The 14,944-nt window shown below is 71.7% G+C and carries 14 protein-coding genes; 6 read left to right on the top strand and 8 right to left on the bottom strand.

Annotation, left to right across the window (positions count from 1 at the left end):
- Positions 1–12 precede the first annotated feature (12 nt).
- From pgm to MQP27_RS23045, 3 genes are all read left to right on the top strand, one after another.
- Positions 13–1,653, top strand: a complete 1,641-nt coding sequence (gene pgm, locus MQP27_RS23055) for a phosphoglucomutase (alpha-D-glucose-1,6-bisphosphate-dependent) (RefSeq protein ID WP_242767237.1) — start codon at positions 13–15, stop codon at positions 1,651–1,653.
- Positions 1,654–1,801: 148 nt separating this feature from the next.
- Positions 1,802–2,632 carry a PP2C family protein-serine/threonine phosphatase gene (locus MQP27_RS23050; protein ID WP_242767236.1) on the top strand — a complete coding sequence of 277 codons (831 nt, stop codon included), beginning with the start codon at positions 1,802–1,804 and terminating at the stop codon, positions 2,630–2,632.
- Positions 2,633–2,709: 77 nt separating this feature from the next.
- The gene (locus MQP27_RS23045; RefSeq protein ID WP_242767235.1) at positions 2,710–3,696 is read left to right on the top strand and encodes an MASE1 domain-containing protein; all 987 of its coding nucleotides are present in this window, start codon (positions 2,710–2,712) and stop codon (positions 3,694–3,696) included.
- A 3-nt stretch (positions 3,697–3,699) separates the two neighbouring features.
- On the opposite strand, the gene MQP27_RS23040 is transcribed toward MQP27_RS23045, so the two are convergent.
- The 3 genes from MQP27_RS23040 to MQP27_RS23030 all read right to left on the bottom strand — a co-directional run bounded on the left by MQP27_RS23040 (position 3,700) and on the right by MQP27_RS23030 (position 5,211).
- Positions 3,700–4,158 (bottom strand): hypothetical protein, encoded by a 459-nt coding sequence (locus MQP27_RS23040; RefSeq protein WP_242767234.1) that lies wholly within the window; start codon positions 4,156–4,158, stop codon positions 3,700–3,702.
- A gap of 118 nt (positions 4,159–4,276) precedes the next feature.
- A complete protein-coding gene (locus tag MQP27_RS23035) occupies positions 4,277–4,642 on the bottom strand; it encodes an ArsR/SmtB family transcription factor (protein WP_242767233.1) in 366 nt (121 codons plus the stop codon).
- 194 nt (positions 4,643–4,836) lie between these two features.
- On the bottom strand, positions 4,837–5,211 hold the full coding sequence (locus tag MQP27_RS23030; RefSeq protein ID WP_242767232.1) for a roadblock/LC7 domain-containing protein: 375 nt from the start codon (positions 5,209–5,211) through the stop codon (positions 4,837–4,839).
- 315 nt (positions 5,212–5,526) lie between these two features.
- Here MQP27_RS23030 and MQP27_RS23025 point away from each other — a divergent pair, with 315 nt between their 5' ends.
- Complete coding sequence (locus tag MQP27_RS23025) at positions 5,527–7,797, top strand: M4 family metallopeptidase (protein WP_242767231.1); 2,271 nt, start codon at positions 5,527–5,529, stop codon at positions 7,795–7,797.
- A gap of 101 nt (positions 7,798–7,898) precedes the next feature.
- Positions 7,899–8,510, top strand: coding sequence for a hypothetical protein (locus MQP27_RS23020; RefSeq protein ID WP_242767230.1), 612 nt, complete (start codon positions 7,899–7,901; stop codon positions 8,508–8,510).
- Here MQP27_RS23020 and MQP27_RS23015 read toward each other — a convergent pair.
- The 5 genes from MQP27_RS23015 to MQP27_RS22995 all read right to left on the bottom strand — a co-directional run bounded on the left by MQP27_RS23015 (position 8,494) and on the right by MQP27_RS22995 (position 13,960).
- The gene (locus tag MQP27_RS23015; protein ID WP_242767229.1) at positions 8,494–9,960 is read right to left on the bottom strand and encodes an HAD-IA family hydrolase; all 1,467 of its coding nucleotides are present in this window, start codon (positions 9,958–9,960) and stop codon (positions 8,494–8,496) included. The genes MQP27_RS23020 and MQP27_RS23015 overlap by 17 nt on opposite strands.
- 69 nt (positions 9,961–10,029) lie before the next feature.
- Complete coding sequence (locus MQP27_RS23010; protein ID WP_242767228.1) at positions 10,030–11,106, bottom strand: ABC transporter ATP-binding protein; 1,077 nt, start codon at positions 11,104–11,106, stop codon at positions 10,030–10,032.
- A gap of 3 nt (positions 11,107–11,109) precedes the next feature.
- Positions 11,110–11,928 carry an ABC transporter permease gene (locus MQP27_RS23005; protein WP_242767227.1) on the bottom strand — a complete coding sequence of 273 codons (819 nt, stop codon included), beginning with the start codon at positions 11,926–11,928 and terminating at the stop codon, positions 11,110–11,112.
- Positions 11,913–12,812 carry an ABC transporter permease gene (locus MQP27_RS23000; protein WP_242767226.1) on the bottom strand — a complete coding sequence of 300 codons (900 nt, stop codon included), beginning with the start codon at positions 12,810–12,812 and terminating at the stop codon, positions 11,913–11,915. The genes MQP27_RS23005 and MQP27_RS23000 overlap by 16 nt, the downstream gene beginning before the upstream one ends.
- A complete protein-coding gene (locus MQP27_RS22995; RefSeq protein WP_242767225.1) occupies positions 12,809–13,960 on the bottom strand; it encodes an ABC transporter substrate-binding protein in 1,152 nt (383 codons plus the stop codon). The genes MQP27_RS23000 and MQP27_RS22995 overlap by 4 nt, the downstream gene beginning before the upstream one ends.
- Before the next feature lie 210 nt (positions 13,961–14,170).
- Between MQP27_RS22995 and MQP27_RS22990 the strand changes: the two genes are divergently transcribed.
- The gene (locus tag MQP27_RS22990; protein WP_242767224.1) at positions 14,171–14,911 is read left to right on the top strand and encodes a GntR family transcriptional regulator; all 741 of its coding nucleotides are present in this window, start codon (positions 14,171–14,173) and stop codon (positions 14,909–14,911) included.
- The last annotated feature ends 33 nt before the right edge of the window (positions 14,912–14,944 follow it).

Raw genomic sequence — 14,944 nt, 5'->3', positions numbered from 1 at the left:
AGGAGCGGGCACATGCAGCACGAGCGAGCGGGTCAGCCTGCCGGACCCGAGGATCTCGTCGACGTCGCCCGGCTGGTCACCGCGTACTACGCGCTGCACCCGGACCCGTCCGACCCGGGCCAGCGGGTGACCTTCGGTACGTCCGGGCACCGCGGCTCGTCCCTGGCGACCGCGTTCAACGAGGACCACATCGCCGCGACCAGCCAGGCGATCTGCGAGTACCGCGCCGAACAGGGCACCGACGGCCCGCTCTTCCTCGGCGCCGACACCCACGCCCTGTCCGAGCCGGCCCAGGTCACCGCCCTGGAGGTGTTCGCCGCCAACGGGGTCACCGTGCTCATCGACAGCGCCGACGGCTACACGCCCACCCCCGCGGTCTCGCACGCCATCCTCACCCACAACCGCGGCCGCACCTCCGGCCTCGCCGACGGCGTCGTCGTCACCCCGTCCCACAACCCGCCCGCCGACGGCGGTTTCAAGTACAACCCGCCGAGCGGCGGCCCGGCCGGTTCCGACGCCACCTCCTGGATCCAGGACCGCGCCAACGCCATCATCGCGGCCGGCCTGAAGGACGTACGGCGCGTCCCGTACACCCGCGCGCTCGCCGCGGAGACCACCCGCCGCCACGACTTCCTCGGCGCCTACGTCGCCGACCTGCCGAACGTCCTCGACCTCGACGCGATCCGCGCCGCCGGCGTCCGGATCGGCGCCGACCCGCTGGGCGGGGCCTCGGTCGCCTACTGGGGCCGTATCGCCGAACAGCACCGGCTCGACCTGACCGTGGTCAACCCGCTCGCCGACCCCACCTGGCGGTTCATGACGCTGGACTGGGACGGCAAGATCCGCATGGACTGCTCCTCGCCGTACGCGATGGCCTCGCTCATCGAGCGGCGCGACCGGTTCCAGATCTCCACCGGCAACGACGCCGACGCCGACCGGCACGGCATCGTCACCCCGGACGCGGGCCTGATGAACCCCAACCACTACCTCGCGGCCGCCATCGCCTACCTCTACACCCACCGCAAGGAGTGGCCCGCCGACGCGGGCATCGGCAAGACCCTCGTCTCCTCCGGGATGATCGACCGGGTCGCCGCCGACCTCGGGCGCCGGCTGGTCGAGGTGCCCGTCGGGTTCAAGTGGTTCGTGGACGGGCTGGTCGACGGGTCGATCGGCTTCGGCGGCGAGGAGTCGGCCGGCGCGTCCTTCCTGCGCCGGGACGGGTCGGTGTGGACCACCGACAAGGACGGCATCATCCTGGCGCTGCTCGCCTCCGAGATCACCGCGGTCACCGGGAAGACCCCGTCCGAGCACTACGCCGCCCTGACCGACCGCTTCGGCTCCCCGGCCTACGCGCGCATCGACGCCCCCGCCACCCGCGAGGAGAAGGCCCTCCTCGCCAAACTCTCGCCCGCCCAGGTCACCGCCGACACCCTGGCGGGGGAGCCGGTCACGGGTGTGCTCACCGAGGCCCCGGGCAACGGCGCGGCCATCGGCGGCATCAAGGTCAGCACCGAGAATGCCTGGTTCGCTGCGCGGCCCTCCGGCACGGAGGACGTGTACAAGATCTACGCCGAGTCTTTCCGGGGGGCGGACCACCTCCGGCAGGTGCAGGAGGAGGCCAAGGACGTGGTCATGGCGGCCCTCGGCGGCTGAACCGGCGGGCGGGCGCGTGGCCCCCGGGGGGCAGCCCAGGACCTGCGGACTCGGGGACGGCGACGGATGTCGCTATCATCCCTTTAAACGCATAATCTGGGGTTTTGCCCTGAAGGGGCCACGGCCCACGGCCCCGCCGGAGTGAACAATGTCCCTGACGCGCCCAACGGAGGACGGCGACGAGCTGCTCGCCCGCCTCGGGTCGCTGACCGCCCAGGCGCGCGAGCTGGCCGAGCTGCAGCGCTCGCGCGTCGAGCTCGCCGTGGCCCTCCAGCGCGGCATGCTGCCCAGGGACCTGCCCGTCGCCCCCGGCTTCCACCTGGCCGTCCGGTACGCGCCCGCCTACCACGGCCTCAACGTGGGCGGCGACTGGTACGACGCCTTCACGATGCCCGACGGCCGGATCGGCCTGTCGATCGGCGACGTCCAGGGCCACAACATCGAGGCGGCCGCCTTCATGGGCCAGGTCCGGGTCTGTCTGCGCGCGCTCGCCTCCGTCACCAGCGAACCCGGCGAGCTGCTCTCCCGCACCAACGACCTGCTGCTCTCGCTGGGCACCGACCTCTTCGCCACCTGCACGTTCATGCGGCTCGACCCGGCCACCGGGGTCCTGGAGAGCGCACGTGCCGGGCACACCCCGCACATCTGGGCCACGCAGGACGGCCGGTCCGGCATCGCCGACGACGAGGGCGGACCGCCGCTGGGCATCCAGCAGGGCATGGAGTACGCGGTGACCCGCCACCGGCTCACCACGGGCGGCGTCTTCGTCCTGCTGACGGACGGCGTCGTCGAGGGCCCGTCCCTGAGCATCGACGAGGGCCTCGACCAGGTGGTACGCCTCGCGGGAATCGCCGCGGTGGCGGGCATGGAGGCGAGCTCGCTGGCGGCGGCCGTGATGAAGGTGGCGGAACGCGTCGGCCACGAGGACGACGCGGCGGTCCTGGTGGTCGGCCACGACGGACCGGCGGCCCGGCGCTAGGGCGCGAACCCGGTCCCGCCCCTACCGCTGCCCCGCTCGCCTCGCCGTCCGGCCCCCCTCGGTGTCTGATGGCAACTGTGGTGGCTACCCAGGATCTGCGCCGACCAGGCCTCTTCGCCCTGAGGACCCTGGCCGTCGCCGCCTGCTACTTCGCGGCCGGGCGGCTGGGGCTGTTGCGGCAGCTCGTGGTCGAGGGTGCCGTGGTCACACCCATCTGGCCGCCCACCGGCGTGGCACTGACCTGTCTGCTGCTGTTCGGACTCGGCGCCTGGCCCGGCATCGCGATCGGCTCCCTGCTCGTCGTCATGTCGATCACCACCCCGCAGCTCGCCGTGCTCGGCACCCTGCTGGGCAACACCCTCGCCCCGCTCGCCGCGTACTACCTGCTGCGCAAGGTCGGCTTCCGCACCGACCTCGCCCGACTGCGGGACGGTCTCGCCCTGGTCTTCCTCGGCGCCCTCGCCGCCATGCTGATCAGCGCCACCGCCGGCGCGGGCCTGCTCGTGCTCACCGGCAAGCTCGCCATGAGCGGCTTCTGGCTGGTCTGGTCGGCCTGGTGGGCGGGCGACGCGATGGGCGTCCTGATCGTCACGCCGGTCCTGCTGGCGCTGTACGCGACGCCCTGGCCGCCGTATCCGCACCGCTGGAAGGAGGCCGTCGGCCTGACCCTGGTGGCCTGCGGGCTGATACCCCTGGCCGCCCACAGCTCCGTCAGCCTGCTGTTCCTCGTCTACCCGCTGCTGATCTGGGCGGCGCTGCGCTTCCAGCTCACCGGCAGCATGCTGTGCGCCCTGTTCGCCTCGGTCATGGCCACCATTGCGGCCACCGACCGGGTCGGCCCCTTCGCGCACCTCACCGGCGTCGAGGTCATGATCAAGCTCCAGGCCTTCAACGGCGCGATGGCCCTGACCGCCCTCCTGCTGTCCGCCGTCATCACGGAACAGCTCAACACCCGGCGCTCGGTGGAACAGGCCTGCCAGGAACTGGTCGAGGTGCTGGAACACCTCACCGCGGGGGAGTCTCCGCAGGGCCGGCCGCCCATGGACGCGGACGACCGCGGCTGACGTTCAGTCCCACAGCGGATACCGCACCGTCGGCGGGTACGTGTCCGGGCGAGCGCCGGTGAAGACGAGCGTCATGCGGGTGTAGTGGCGTACCTGCGGGCGCTTCTTCCAGGACCGCGGATGATCCAGCCGCACCGAGACGGCGTACGAATGGAAGGTGCCCGCCGCGCAGTACGGCTTGCAGTCGTTGACGACGTTCACGCCTTGCGCGGTCGCCGAGTCCGCACCCCACTGCGACCACTTGAGCGAGGTCAGACGGCTGTTGCCGTCACCGCAGGCGAGCATGAACGCCGAGGGGCGTATTTGCGGGTGCCAGAAGCAGTCGACGAGCACCGGCGGCGCGGGTTGCTCCGCCACCGTCCGCGACGACTCCGGCCTCGCCGAGGAAGGCGCGCCCGCGGCCGCCGCGAGCGACGCGGCCAGGCAGAGCGTTACTGCTGTGGTCAGTGCGTGTGCGCGCATGTCCGCTCCCCGGCTGCGGTTCCTCTGCGGTCGTCCCTGTACCGACGCTACGACCGGGCGGAGGCGAGCACCACTCGGGCGGAGCAATGCAGGCCACCGTGCCGGGGGCAGCGCCGGTTCAGCCGCGGCTGCTGGTGGGCACCTGCGGCGCGGGGGCGTCCGCGCGGCGCAGCTCGGCGAGGAGTTCGTTGCGCCCGTCCAGCAGCTCGGTGAGGATCCGGCGGGCCGCGCGCAGGAGTTCGGCGACATCACCGCCGGCCAGCGCGTAGCTGACGGTCGAGCCCTCCCGGATGGACACCACGATGCCGGCCCGGCGCAGGACCGCCAGCTGCTGCGAGAGACTGGACGGCTCGATCTCGATGTCGGCGAGAAGGTCCCGCACCGGGACGGGCCCGTGCTGGAGCAGCTCCAGGACCCTGATGCGCACGGGGTGCCCGAGCATGCGGAAGAAGTCCGCCTTGGCCTGGTAGAGGGGGACTTGCATGAGTGCTCTCTCCCTGCCGTTCGGGTGTGGTGCCACGGTGCGGCGGCGCCCGGAGGTGCCGCCGCACCCGTCTTGCGAGAACCGATCCTGGTCGTCCGCGGCCGCGCCCAGGCACGTATTGGGATCATGCTGATGTGGTGACTTGAAGAAGTCTTCACATCGTGGGCGCACGAAACCCCGGACCTCCGGGCGGCCTAGACCTCGAGCTTCTCCTCGACCCGCTTGAGCTGGTGGCGGGCCATCGCGAGGTTCGAGCGGTCCTTGTCCAGTACGAGGTAGAGGAACAGCCCGTTCCCGTTGCGGCCGGTCACCAGGCGGATCAGGTGGTACTGGTTGCCCAGGGTGATCAGGATGTCCTCGATCCGGCTCTTGAGCCCCAGCGTCTCCATCGTGCGCACCTTGGCCCGCACGACGTCCGTGTTGCCGGCCGAGGCGATCGTCAGATCGAGGTCCTTGCCCCCGCCCAGCGTGCCCAGGGCCATGCCGCTGGTGTAGTCGACGACCGCGGCCCCCAACGATCCCTCGACCCCCGTCATCATCTCCTTCAGCGACACTTCCACACTCGCCATGGCGCCTCCCCTTGGTAGTCGGCTGTGGCGGACCGGCGGCCGCCGGCCTGTCCGATGCACGGGACCGTAGGCGGGTGGCCGGGGTGGCGGGAGCGTGTCTCTGGGACTGACACATGCTGGACGAAGACCGACGTTCGACGTTCGCTTGAGAGTCCGGAACTGGCCTGACGGGACCGGAAGTTGGCGGCGGTTTCCGGCCGTTGTGTTGTTGCATTCATGACAAGCGGGTGGGTCGGGTGCCAGTCTGCTGTCCGCGGACTTCACCGTGTGTTCACAACATGCACGGTTCCTTCGCCCCTGCAGAAGGAGAACGACTTGTCGCGGCAACACCCTTCCTCGCACCGCTCCAGATACACCTTCGCCCTCGCCCTCACGGCCATAAGTACGCTGCTGGCCACCGGAGTCCAGACCGGCACCGCCGGTGCGGCGCCCGCCGCGCGCGGCCATGGAAAGATCCTCGCCACGCCGAAGTCGGGCGCGGCCCAGGTCCCGCTCACCCCGGCGCGCCGCGCCGCCCTCGTCGAGAACGCCACCGACAAGGCCGCCGCCACCGCCCGGACCCTCGGTCTCGGCGCCAAGGAGAAGCTGGTCGTCAAGGACGTCGTACAGGACGCCGACGGAACGACCCACACCCGCTACGAGCGGACGTACGCCGGAATGCCGGTCCTCGGCGGCGACCTGGTCGTGCACACCGGGAAGGGCCGGACCACGAGCACCAGGGCGACCGGTGCCACGCTCACCGTCCCGGCCACCAGGCCGAGCGTCACCGCCGGCACCGCGAAGACGCGGGCGCTCACCGCCGCGCGGAGGGCCGGAGCGAAGGCCGCCGAGATCGACGGCACGCCGCGCCGGGTCGTCTGGGCCGCCTCCGGAAAGCCCGCCCTGGCCTGGGAGTCGGTGGTCGGCGGCTTCCAGCACGACGGCACACCCAGCGAACTGCACGTGATCACCGACGCCCGCACGGGCAAGGAACTCTTCCGCTACCAAGGCGTCGAAACCGGCACCGGCACCGGCCAGTTCAACGGAACCGTGCCGCTGGGCACCACGCTGTCCGGCTCGACCTACCAGCTCGTCGACGGCGACCGCGCGGGTCACCGCACCTACGACCTCAACCAGGGAACCTCCGGCACGGGCACCCTGTTCACCGATGACAACGATATCTGGGGCGACGGAACCCCGGCCGACCGGCAGACCGCGGGCGTGGACGTCGCGTTCGGCGCCGCGGCCACCTGGGACTACTACAAGGACGTCTTCGGCCGCAACGGCATCCGCAACGACGGGGTCGCCGCCTACAGCCGCGCCCACTACGGCAACAACTACGTCAACGCCTTCTGGTCCGACACCTGCTTCTGCATGACCTACGGCGACGGCTCGGGCAACACCCACCCGCTCACCGCCCTCGACGTCGCCGCCCACGAGATGAGCCACGGCGTCACCAGCGCCACCGCCGGCCTGACATACTCCGGCGAGTCGGGCGGCCTCAACGAGGCGACCTCGGACATCTTCGCCGCCGCGGTCGAGTTCCACGCCGACCTGCCCGCCGACGTCCCCGACTACCTGGTCGGCGAGAAGATCGACATCAACGGCGACGGCACCCCGCTGCGCTACATGGACAAGCCGTCCAGGGACGGCACCTCCCGCGACTACTGGGACTCCTCGCTCGGCAACATCGACGTCCACTACTCCTCCGGCCCCGCCAACCACTTCTTCTACCTCCTCTCGGAGGGCAGCGGCGCCAAGACCGTCAACGGGGTCGCCTACGACAGCCCCACCCACGACGGCCTCCCGGTCACCGGCATCGGCATCGAGAACGCCCAGCGGATCTGGTACCGGGCCCTGACCACGTACATGACCTCCACCACCAACTACGCGGGCGCGCGCACCGCCACCCTCCAGGCCGCGGCCGACCTGTTCGGCGCCTACAGCCCCACGTACCTGGCCGTCTCCGACGCCTGGGCCGCGATCAACGTGGGCCCGCGCATCGCACCGGGCGTCAACATCGCGGCAACGGCCGATCAGACCAGCGGGGTCGGCGACCAGGTCTCCCTCCAGATCGACGCCTACACCACCAACTCCGGCTCCGCGCTCACCTATTCGGCGACCGGCCTGCCCGACGGCCTGACCATCAGCCCCACGGGCCTGATCAGCGGCACGCCGACCACCGTCGGCACCCAGGACGTGAAGGTGACGGTCACCGACGACACCGGCTCGACCGCGACCCGGACCTTCACCTGGCGGGTGGCGAAGCTGTACGGCAACGCCACCCGGGTCGACATCCCCGACGCCGGAGCCGCGGTGGAGTCCCCGGTCACCGTCGCCGACCGCGACGGCAACGCCTCCACCGCCACCGAGGTCTACGTCAAGATCGTTCACACCTACCGCGGAGACCTCACCGTCGACCTCGTCGGCCCGGACGGCAAGGTCTACTCCCTGCTCAACCGGAGCGGCGGCTCGGCCGACAACGTCGACCAGACCTTCGTCGTCGACGCCTCCGACCAGCCCGTCTCCGGCACCTGGAAGCTGCGCGTCCAGGACCGGCTGGCACGTGACGTCGGCTACATCGAGAAGTGGTATCTGATTCCCTGACATCCCCGCCCCACGACGACGTCCGCCGCCCGGCCACTTCGCGTGCGCCGGGCGGCGGTGCGTCAGGGTTGCCCGGGCGGGGCGGCGGTGAGGATGACCGCATGGACGAAGGAGTCGCCGCGATCGCGGCGGGAGCGGTCGGTGTGCTGGGCGCGGCACTGGGCGGGCTTGCCGCGATCCTCGGCGCGAAGATCGGAGCCGACCGCAACGCGGCGGCCCTCCTCCACCAGATCCGCCATCAGCGGCACGCCGAGCAGGAGCAGTGGGTGCGCGGCCAACGCAGCACGGCGTACGCCGAGTTCCTCACCGCCTGGCACGAATACACCCTGGCCCGGGGGCGGTTCCACAGCGAGCTCCCGCCGAGGTACGAGAACTGGAGACGGGTGCAGGACCTCGGCGGACGGCTGTTCACCACCGTCTTCCGCATCCGGATCGTCGGGCCCCGGAGCGTGGCGGTGGTCGCCGAGGAGGCCCTCACCGCCGTGACCGCCATGGAGCTGCCGGAGGCCGTACGCGCCGAGTTCGACGAGGCCAACGCCCGCTACCGGGAGACCGGCGACCCCGACCTCCAGGAACGCCTGGTGCGGATCGCCGAGCGGATCCTCTACCAAGGGTCGTGGGACGGCGCCACGGACGTGGAATCGGCGCGGCAGCGCTTCCTCGACGCCGCGACCGAGGCGCTCGGCGACCTGAGGATCACTCCGGAGGGGTGAGGGCGAACGTCGTCAGGACCGCCGCGTGGTCCGACGGCCAGTCGTTGCCGGCGACGTCGGGCCAGGGGCGCGGGACACCGGTGACGACCGTACGGGCGTCGATCACGTCGAGGCCGCGGCCGTTGTGGAGGACGTAGTCGATGCGGTCCTGCGGCTCCGGGCGGGCGGGATCCTCCTCGTGCACCGGGTGGATCGGGGACCAGGTGTGGCCGGGGGCGAGGACCGGGTCGGGATGGGCCTCACGGTAGGAGTCGCGCAGGCCCGCCTCCTCGGCGGCCCAGGTCACCGGCCAGTCCACGTCGGGCCGGTCCAGGTGGGAGGGGCAGTTGAAGTCCCCGGTGAGGATCACGGGCCGTCCGGCGCCACCCGACTCGGCGATCCACCGCAGCGCCTCCCGCATCTGCCCCAGCCGTACGCCCTCGTGGGCGATGAGCTCGGCGGGCGGCAGGCCGTCGAAGGCGGCCTCGTAGGGCCCGTACGGCGTGTAGTGGAGGTGGGCCGTCCACACGTCCACCTCGCGGAGGCCGTCGACGCAGATGCGGGCGCCGGCCGCCCCGTAGAAGCCGACATCGGGGTCGCCGAGGCCGGCCGTGATGGGGTGGCGGCTGATGACGCCGAGGTTCTCGCCGGCCTCGTGGTGGTACCAGCCCAGCGCCTCGGCGAGTTCCCGGGCCGCCGTGCCGGCCGTCTCCTGCAGGCCCACCACGTCGGCCTCGGTGTCCAGGATCACCTTGAGCTGCTTGGCGCGGTGGTCGTCGACCTTCGTACCGCCGTACCAGAGGTTCCAGCTCAGCACCCGCAGCCGGGGCCGGACCAGGTCCCGCAGCCGGCCCGGTGTCACCTCCGCCAGGCTCGGCACCACCGTCCGGCCGGGGGCCGGGGCGATGGGCGCGAGCGAGGGCACGGCCAGGACGGCGCACCCTGCGGCCTCGGCGGAGGTGACGCCCGTGGGGGTGTCCTCGACGGCCACGCAGCGGGCCGGGTCGACGCCGAGGGCCCGGCAGGCGGCGAGGTAGGGGTCCGGGTCGGGCTTGGTGGCCGGGGTGTCGTCCGCGGTCACCGACACGCGGAAGCGGTCCGCGCCGAGCACGGCCAGCACGCTGTCGGCGACCGACCGCGGAGAGGCGGTGACCAGGGCGGTCGGCACGCCGTCGCGGGCGAGGGCGTCGAGGAGGGCGAGCGCGCCGGGGCGCGGCACGATGCCGGTGCGGACGCGCTCGGCGAACTCCCGGTGCAGCCGTGCGGCGAGGTCCCGCGCCCCGGTGAGCCCGGCCAGCCAGTCGGCGGTGTGCTCGACCGGCCGGCCGAGCACCTCCGGCTGGTCGGCCTCGGCCAGCGGCCGGCCCAGCTCCGTCGCGATGTCCTGCACCGCCTCCCACCACAGTCGCTCGGTGTCGACGAGCGTGCCGTCCATGTCGAACAGGACTGCCTGGAGCGGGGGTTGGGTCACGGTAACTGCCTTCGGGTGGGGGGAACGGATGGGATCGGATGGGATCTGATGGGTTACGAGTGTGGGGTGTCAGGCCGGTCGTCCGGCGACCAGCACCGGCCGCTCGGGCAGCGACACCCGTACGGCGGTCCCGGCGCCCAGCGCGGCGGCCTCGTGCGTGGGCAGGTCGGCCTTCACCTCGGTGCCGTCGGCGAGGCGCACGGTCAGCCGGGTGGCCGCGCCGAGGAAGGCGGCGGCGATCACCCGGGCGTCACCGGCGCCGTCCGCGGCGACCTGCACGGCCTCGGGCCGCACCAGCACGTCGACCACCCCGTCCGCGGGAAGCGTCCCGTCGGCGGGCAGCCGTACGCCGAGCACCTCCACCGTGTCACCGGACAGCCGGCCGGGGATCCGGCTCATCGTGCCGACGAACTCGGCGACGAAGGCGGTGGCGGGCCGGCCGTACAACTCGGCGGGTGCGGCGCACTGTTCGAGCCGTCCCGAGCGCATCACGGCGACCCGGTCGGCGACGGACAGGGCCTCCTCCTGATCGTGCGTCACGAAGAGGGTGGTGATGCCGAGTTCCTGCTGCAGGCGGCGGATCTCCTCGCGCAGCGTCAGCCGCACCTTGGCGTCGAGCGCGGACAACGGCTCGTCCAGGAGCAGGACGCGCGGCCGCAGCGCGAGGGCGCGGGCGAGCGCGATGCGCTGCTGCTGGCCGCCGGAGAGCTGGTGCGGGAACCGGTCGCCCTTGTCGGCGAGCCCGACCAGCTCCAGCAACTCGGCTGCACGGGACCGGCGTTCGGCCGTCCCCACCTTCCGCATCCGCAGCCCGAACGCCACGTTGTCGAGGGCGTTGAGATGCGGGAAGAGGCTGTACGACTGGAAGACCATCCCGGCGTCACGGCGGTGAGCCGGGACCCGCGTGACGTCCTCGCCGTCGACCAGCACCTCGCCGGAGTCCGGGTGTTCGAACCCGGCGAGCATGCGCAGCGCGGTCGTCTTGCCGCACCCGGAGGGGCCGAGCAGGGCCAGGAACTCACCCGGCCGCACGGTCAGGTCGAGGCCGTCCAGGGCGACGGTCGCCCCGAACTCCCGGCGCAGACCCCGGAATTCGACGGTGGCGGCCTTGTCGACGGCCGTCTTCTCAAGCGTGGTGGCGGTCATGGTTCATCCCCGGGACGAAGCGGTACGGTCGCGTCCGCCGAGGCCGGCGAGCGCGAGGAGCAGGGCCCATGTGACGAGCAGGCTCAGCACGGACACGGCGACGGACAGCTGGGCCTGCGAGCCGCCGACGCTGTAGATCCACACGGCGAACGGCTGGAAGCCGAGCAGCTGGGCCACGGTGAACTCGCCGAGCACCAGGGCGAGGGTGAGGAAGGACGCGTTGAGCAGCGCCCCGCGCAGGTTGGGCAGCACGGCCCGCAGCAGCGCCTGCGGCCAGCCGGCCCCGCAGCTGCGGGCGGCCTCGACGAGAGTGCGTACGTCGATGGCGCGCAGCCCCGAGTCGAGCGCCCGGTACACGAACGGCAGCGCCATCACCACGTAGGCGAGGACGAGCACGAACGGGAAGCTCGGGTTCTGGATCGCCACGAACGTCTCGAACAGCGGGGTGCGGGAGAGGTACTCGGGGCCCCACTTGAGGACGGTGGCGATCCCGGCGACGAAGGCGATCGGCGGGACGACCAGCGGCAGCGAGCACAGCACCTCCACCACCGGCCGCAGCCGGGGCGCGCCCAGCCGCAGCGCGACCATGGCGGGCACCATCAGCAGCAGGACCAGGGCGATGGTCGCGGCCGCCAGCTCCAGCGAGAGCAGCAGGCTGGAGCCGAAGCCCTCGGTGGAGACGATCTGCGAGTAGGCGTCGAAGGTGACGCCCTGGCCCGGCACGTCGACGGTGAAGACCACCGAGGCGGCGAGCGGGACCAGGAAGTACAGGGCGGCCAGGCCGAGGACGACCCACCGCCACGGGTTCAGGCGTCGAGCCATCGCGCGCTCCGTCGTTGCAGGGGCAGGTACACGGCCATGACGAGCCCGGCGACCAGGACCATGTCGAGGCTCAGCGCGAGCGCGACGTTCTCCTGGCCGACGAGCACGTTGCCGGAGATGGCGTCGGCGATCTGCAGGGTGACCAGCGGGACCGAACTGCCCACCATGGCCGCGGCGGTGGCGTACGCGGCGAACGCGCTGCCGAAGAGCAGCACGAAACCGCCGAGCAGCGAGGGCAGCAGCACCGGCAGGGCGACGTGCCGCCAGTACTGGACGCCCGTCGCCCCGTTGTTCTGCGCGGCCTCCCGCCACTGGGAGCGCAGGCCCTCCAGGGCCGGCGTGATGGTGAGCACCATCAGCGGGATCAGGAAGTACAGGTAGACGATGACCAGACCCCAGAAGCTGTAGAGGTCCCAGCCCGCGTCCGTGAGGCCCAGGTGCCGGGTCAGTACGCCCGCGTTGCCGAGCGTGGCGACGAAGGCGAAGGCCAGCGGGATGCCGCCGAAGTTCGCGAGCACACCGGAGGCGGTGAGCGCGGCCTCGCGCAGTACCCGGAAGCGGGAGGTCACGATCACCTGGGCGAGCGGCAGCCCGAGGAGCGTCCCGATGCCGGCGGAGACGGCCGACAGCTTGACGCTGCCGAGCAGCGCGGTCAGGTACGCGCCCTGCAGCGAGGTGGTCAGGTTCTGAGTGCTGTACGAACTGGCGCCCGTGGCCTGGTCCTTGACGCTGAACGCACCGTTCAGCATGGCGATCGCCGGGACCCCGAAAGCGATCGCGGTGAAGGCGAGGAGGGGCACGACGGCGAGTACGCCGCCGGCGCGGGCCCGCCGCTTCGGGGAAGCGGCGGGCACCACATCGGTCCTCGGGAGGGTGGCCGTCATCCGGAGACGGCCTTCGCCCAGCCCTGCGCGATGACCGTCTTGGCCTTACTCTGCTGGGCCTCGGTCGGGAAGGACGGCGTACCGGAGACCTGCGGGAGCTTCGCGGCGGCCGTCTTGTCGAGGGTGCCGGCCTTCTCCATCGCGGTCATCAGGGCCGGCCGGGCATACCCCTTCAGCCACAGGTTCTGGCCCTCGGTGCTGTAGAGGTACTCCTGCCACAGCCGGGCGGCCGCCGGGTGCGGGGCGTCCTTGTTGATGGCCTGGGAGTAGTACTGGGCGTACTGCCCGTCGGAGGGGATCGCCACCTTCCAGTCCAGGCCCTTGGACTTGAACTCCTCGGCGTACCCGGCGTTGAGGTAGTCCCAGTCGATGCTGATCGGCGTCTCGCCCTTCTCGACGGTCGCCGGAGTCGACTCCACGGGCGTGTAGTTGCCGTTCTTCTTCAGCTTGGCGAAGAAGTCCAGGCCGGGCTGGATGTCGTCGAAGGAGCCGCCGCTCGCGAGCGCCGCCGCGTACACACCGCCGAAGGCCGAACCCGACTTGGTGGGGTTGCCGTTGAGCGCGACCTGGCCCTTGTACTGCGGCTTGAGCAGGTCCGCGAAGGTCGTCGGGCAGGTCTTGACCCGCTTCGCGTCGCAGCCGATGGAGATGTAGCCGCCGTAGTCGTTGTACCAGCGGGCCTGCGGGTCCTTCTGGCCGGTGGGGATGTCGGCGTAGGAGGCCACCTTGTACGGCGCGAGCAGGCCCTGCTGGGCGGCGCTGAGCGCGAAGGAGGAGCCGAGGTCCAGGACGTCGGGGGCGCGGTCCTGGCCCTTGCGGGAGGTGACGGCGTTGATCTCGTCCTGGCTGGAGCCGTCCGGGTTCTCCACCGTGATCTTGATGCCGTACTTCTTGGTGAAGCCGTCGATGAGGGCGCCGTAGTTCGCCCAGTCGCGGGGGAGCGCGATGGCGTGCAGCGTGCCCTCCTTCTTGGCGGCCTTCACCAGGGCGTCGAGGCCGCCGAAGCCGGCCGCGGAGGTTGCGGTCGCGGCGTTCTTGCCGTCGGCCGTCGTCGACGCGTTGTCGGGAGCGGCGCCGCAGGCACTCAGGGCGAGTGCGGCAACGACGGCGAGGGAGCCGGTCAGGACGGCTGTTCTCGACTGGGACACGGTGACTCCAGGAGGGGCGCAGGGGACGCACAAAACTCGGAACTTGTCTGAACAAGTTGGCCTCAGTAAGGCTGCCTGTGGTGACGTGTTCGTAAACACTGGCGAAATCCTGACCCCCGATTCCCTGCACAATCGCGGGTAAGCGCGCTCACTGTAGGGTCTCGTCTAGCCTGTTCACGCTGTGCACAGCAGCAGATTCGGAGGGGAACGGTGGCGACGCGACACGAGGAGATCGCCGACGAACTGCGGCGGGCGATCGACCGCGAGGAGTACGCGGTCGGCAGCAGGCTGCCCGCCGAGACCGAGCTCGCCGCGCACTACGGCGTCTCGCGCGGCACCGTCCGCCAGGCCGTCGCCGCGCTGACCACGGAAGGGCTCATCGGCTCCCGCCAGGGCGCCCGCCGGGTGGTCCTCGCCAGCCGTCGCAGCCAGAGCTTCGCCGAGCTGCGCAGCTTCGCCCAGTGGGCGCGCGCGATGGGCCGTGAGGCGACCGGGCACGTGGTGGCGCAGGAGTACCTGCCGGCCAGCGCGCAGGACGCGGCGCGGCTCCAACTCCGCGAGGGCACGCAGGTGTTGCACGTCCTGCGGGTGCGCGGACTGGACGGCGAGCCGGTGCTCGTCGAGCGCACGGTGTACGCCGACTGGATCTCACCCGCCGTCGAGGTCATCGACCCCGACGCCGCGTCGGTCACCCAGCAGCTGTTCGACAGCACCGGCCTCGTCTTCGCCTACGGCGAGCACGTCATCGACGCGGTCGCGGCGAGCGCCCAGGACGCCGAGCTCCTCGGCATCCGCCGCACCAGCCCCCTGCTGCGCGTCCGCCGCGTCACCACGACACGCGAGGGGCGGCCCGTGGAGTGGTCGGACGACCGTTACCGCTCGGACGCCGTCAGCTTCAGCGTGCACAACTCGACGGCCAACAACGCGCTCGCACGCAAGACGGCGGACTGAACGGCCGGGAGCCGGGCCCTTGGTAGGCTCCCC

The sequence above is a fragment of the Streptomyces cylindrosporus genome (genome assembly GCF_022698165.1).
In the GTDB taxonomy this organism is placed as follows: domain Bacteria; phylum Actinomycetota; class Actinomycetes; order Streptomycetales; family Streptomycetaceae; genus Streptomyces; species Streptomyces cylindrosporus.
This window is presented reverse-complemented; position numbering and strand designations above follow the sequence as displayed.

What these genes read in the sequence shown, in the direction of transcription:
- pgm (WP_242767237.1), top strand. Translation starts at nt 13, where the DNA reads ATGCAGCACGAGCGAGCGGGTCAGCCTGCCGGACCCGAGGATCTCGTC.
- MQP27_RS23050 (WP_242767236.1), top strand. Translation starts at nt 1,802, where the DNA reads ATGTCCCTGACGCGCCCAACGGAGGACGGCGACGAGCTGCTCGCCCGC.
- MQP27_RS23040 (WP_242767234.1), bottom strand. Translation starts at nt 4,158, where the DNA reads ATGCGCGCACACGCACTGACCACAGCAGTAACGCTCTGCCTGGCCGCG.
- MQP27_RS23035 (WP_242767233.1), bottom strand. Translation starts at nt 4,642, where the DNA reads ATGCAAGTCCCCCTCTACCAGGCCAAGGCGGACTTCTTCCGCATGCTC.
- MQP27_RS23030 (WP_242767232.1), bottom strand. Translation starts at nt 5,211, where the DNA reads ATGGCGAGTGTGGAAGTGTCGCTGAAGGAGATGATGACGGGGGTCGAG.
- MQP27_RS23020 (WP_242767230.1), top strand. Translation starts at nt 7,899, where the DNA reads ATGGACGAAGGAGTCGCCGCGATCGCGGCGGGAGCGGTCGGTGTGCTG.
- MQP27_RS23010 (WP_242767228.1), bottom strand. Translation starts at nt 11,106, where the DNA reads ATGACCGCCACCACGCTTGAGAAGACGGCCGTCGACAAGGCCGCCACC.
- MQP27_RS23005 (WP_242767227.1), bottom strand. Translation starts at nt 11,928, where the DNA reads ATGGCTCGACGCCTGAACCCGTGGCGGTGGGTCGTCCTCGGCCTGGCC.
- MQP27_RS23000 (WP_242767226.1), bottom strand. Translation starts at nt 12,812, where the DNA reads ATGACGGCCACCCTCCCGAGGACCGATGTGGTGCCCGCCGCTTCCCCG.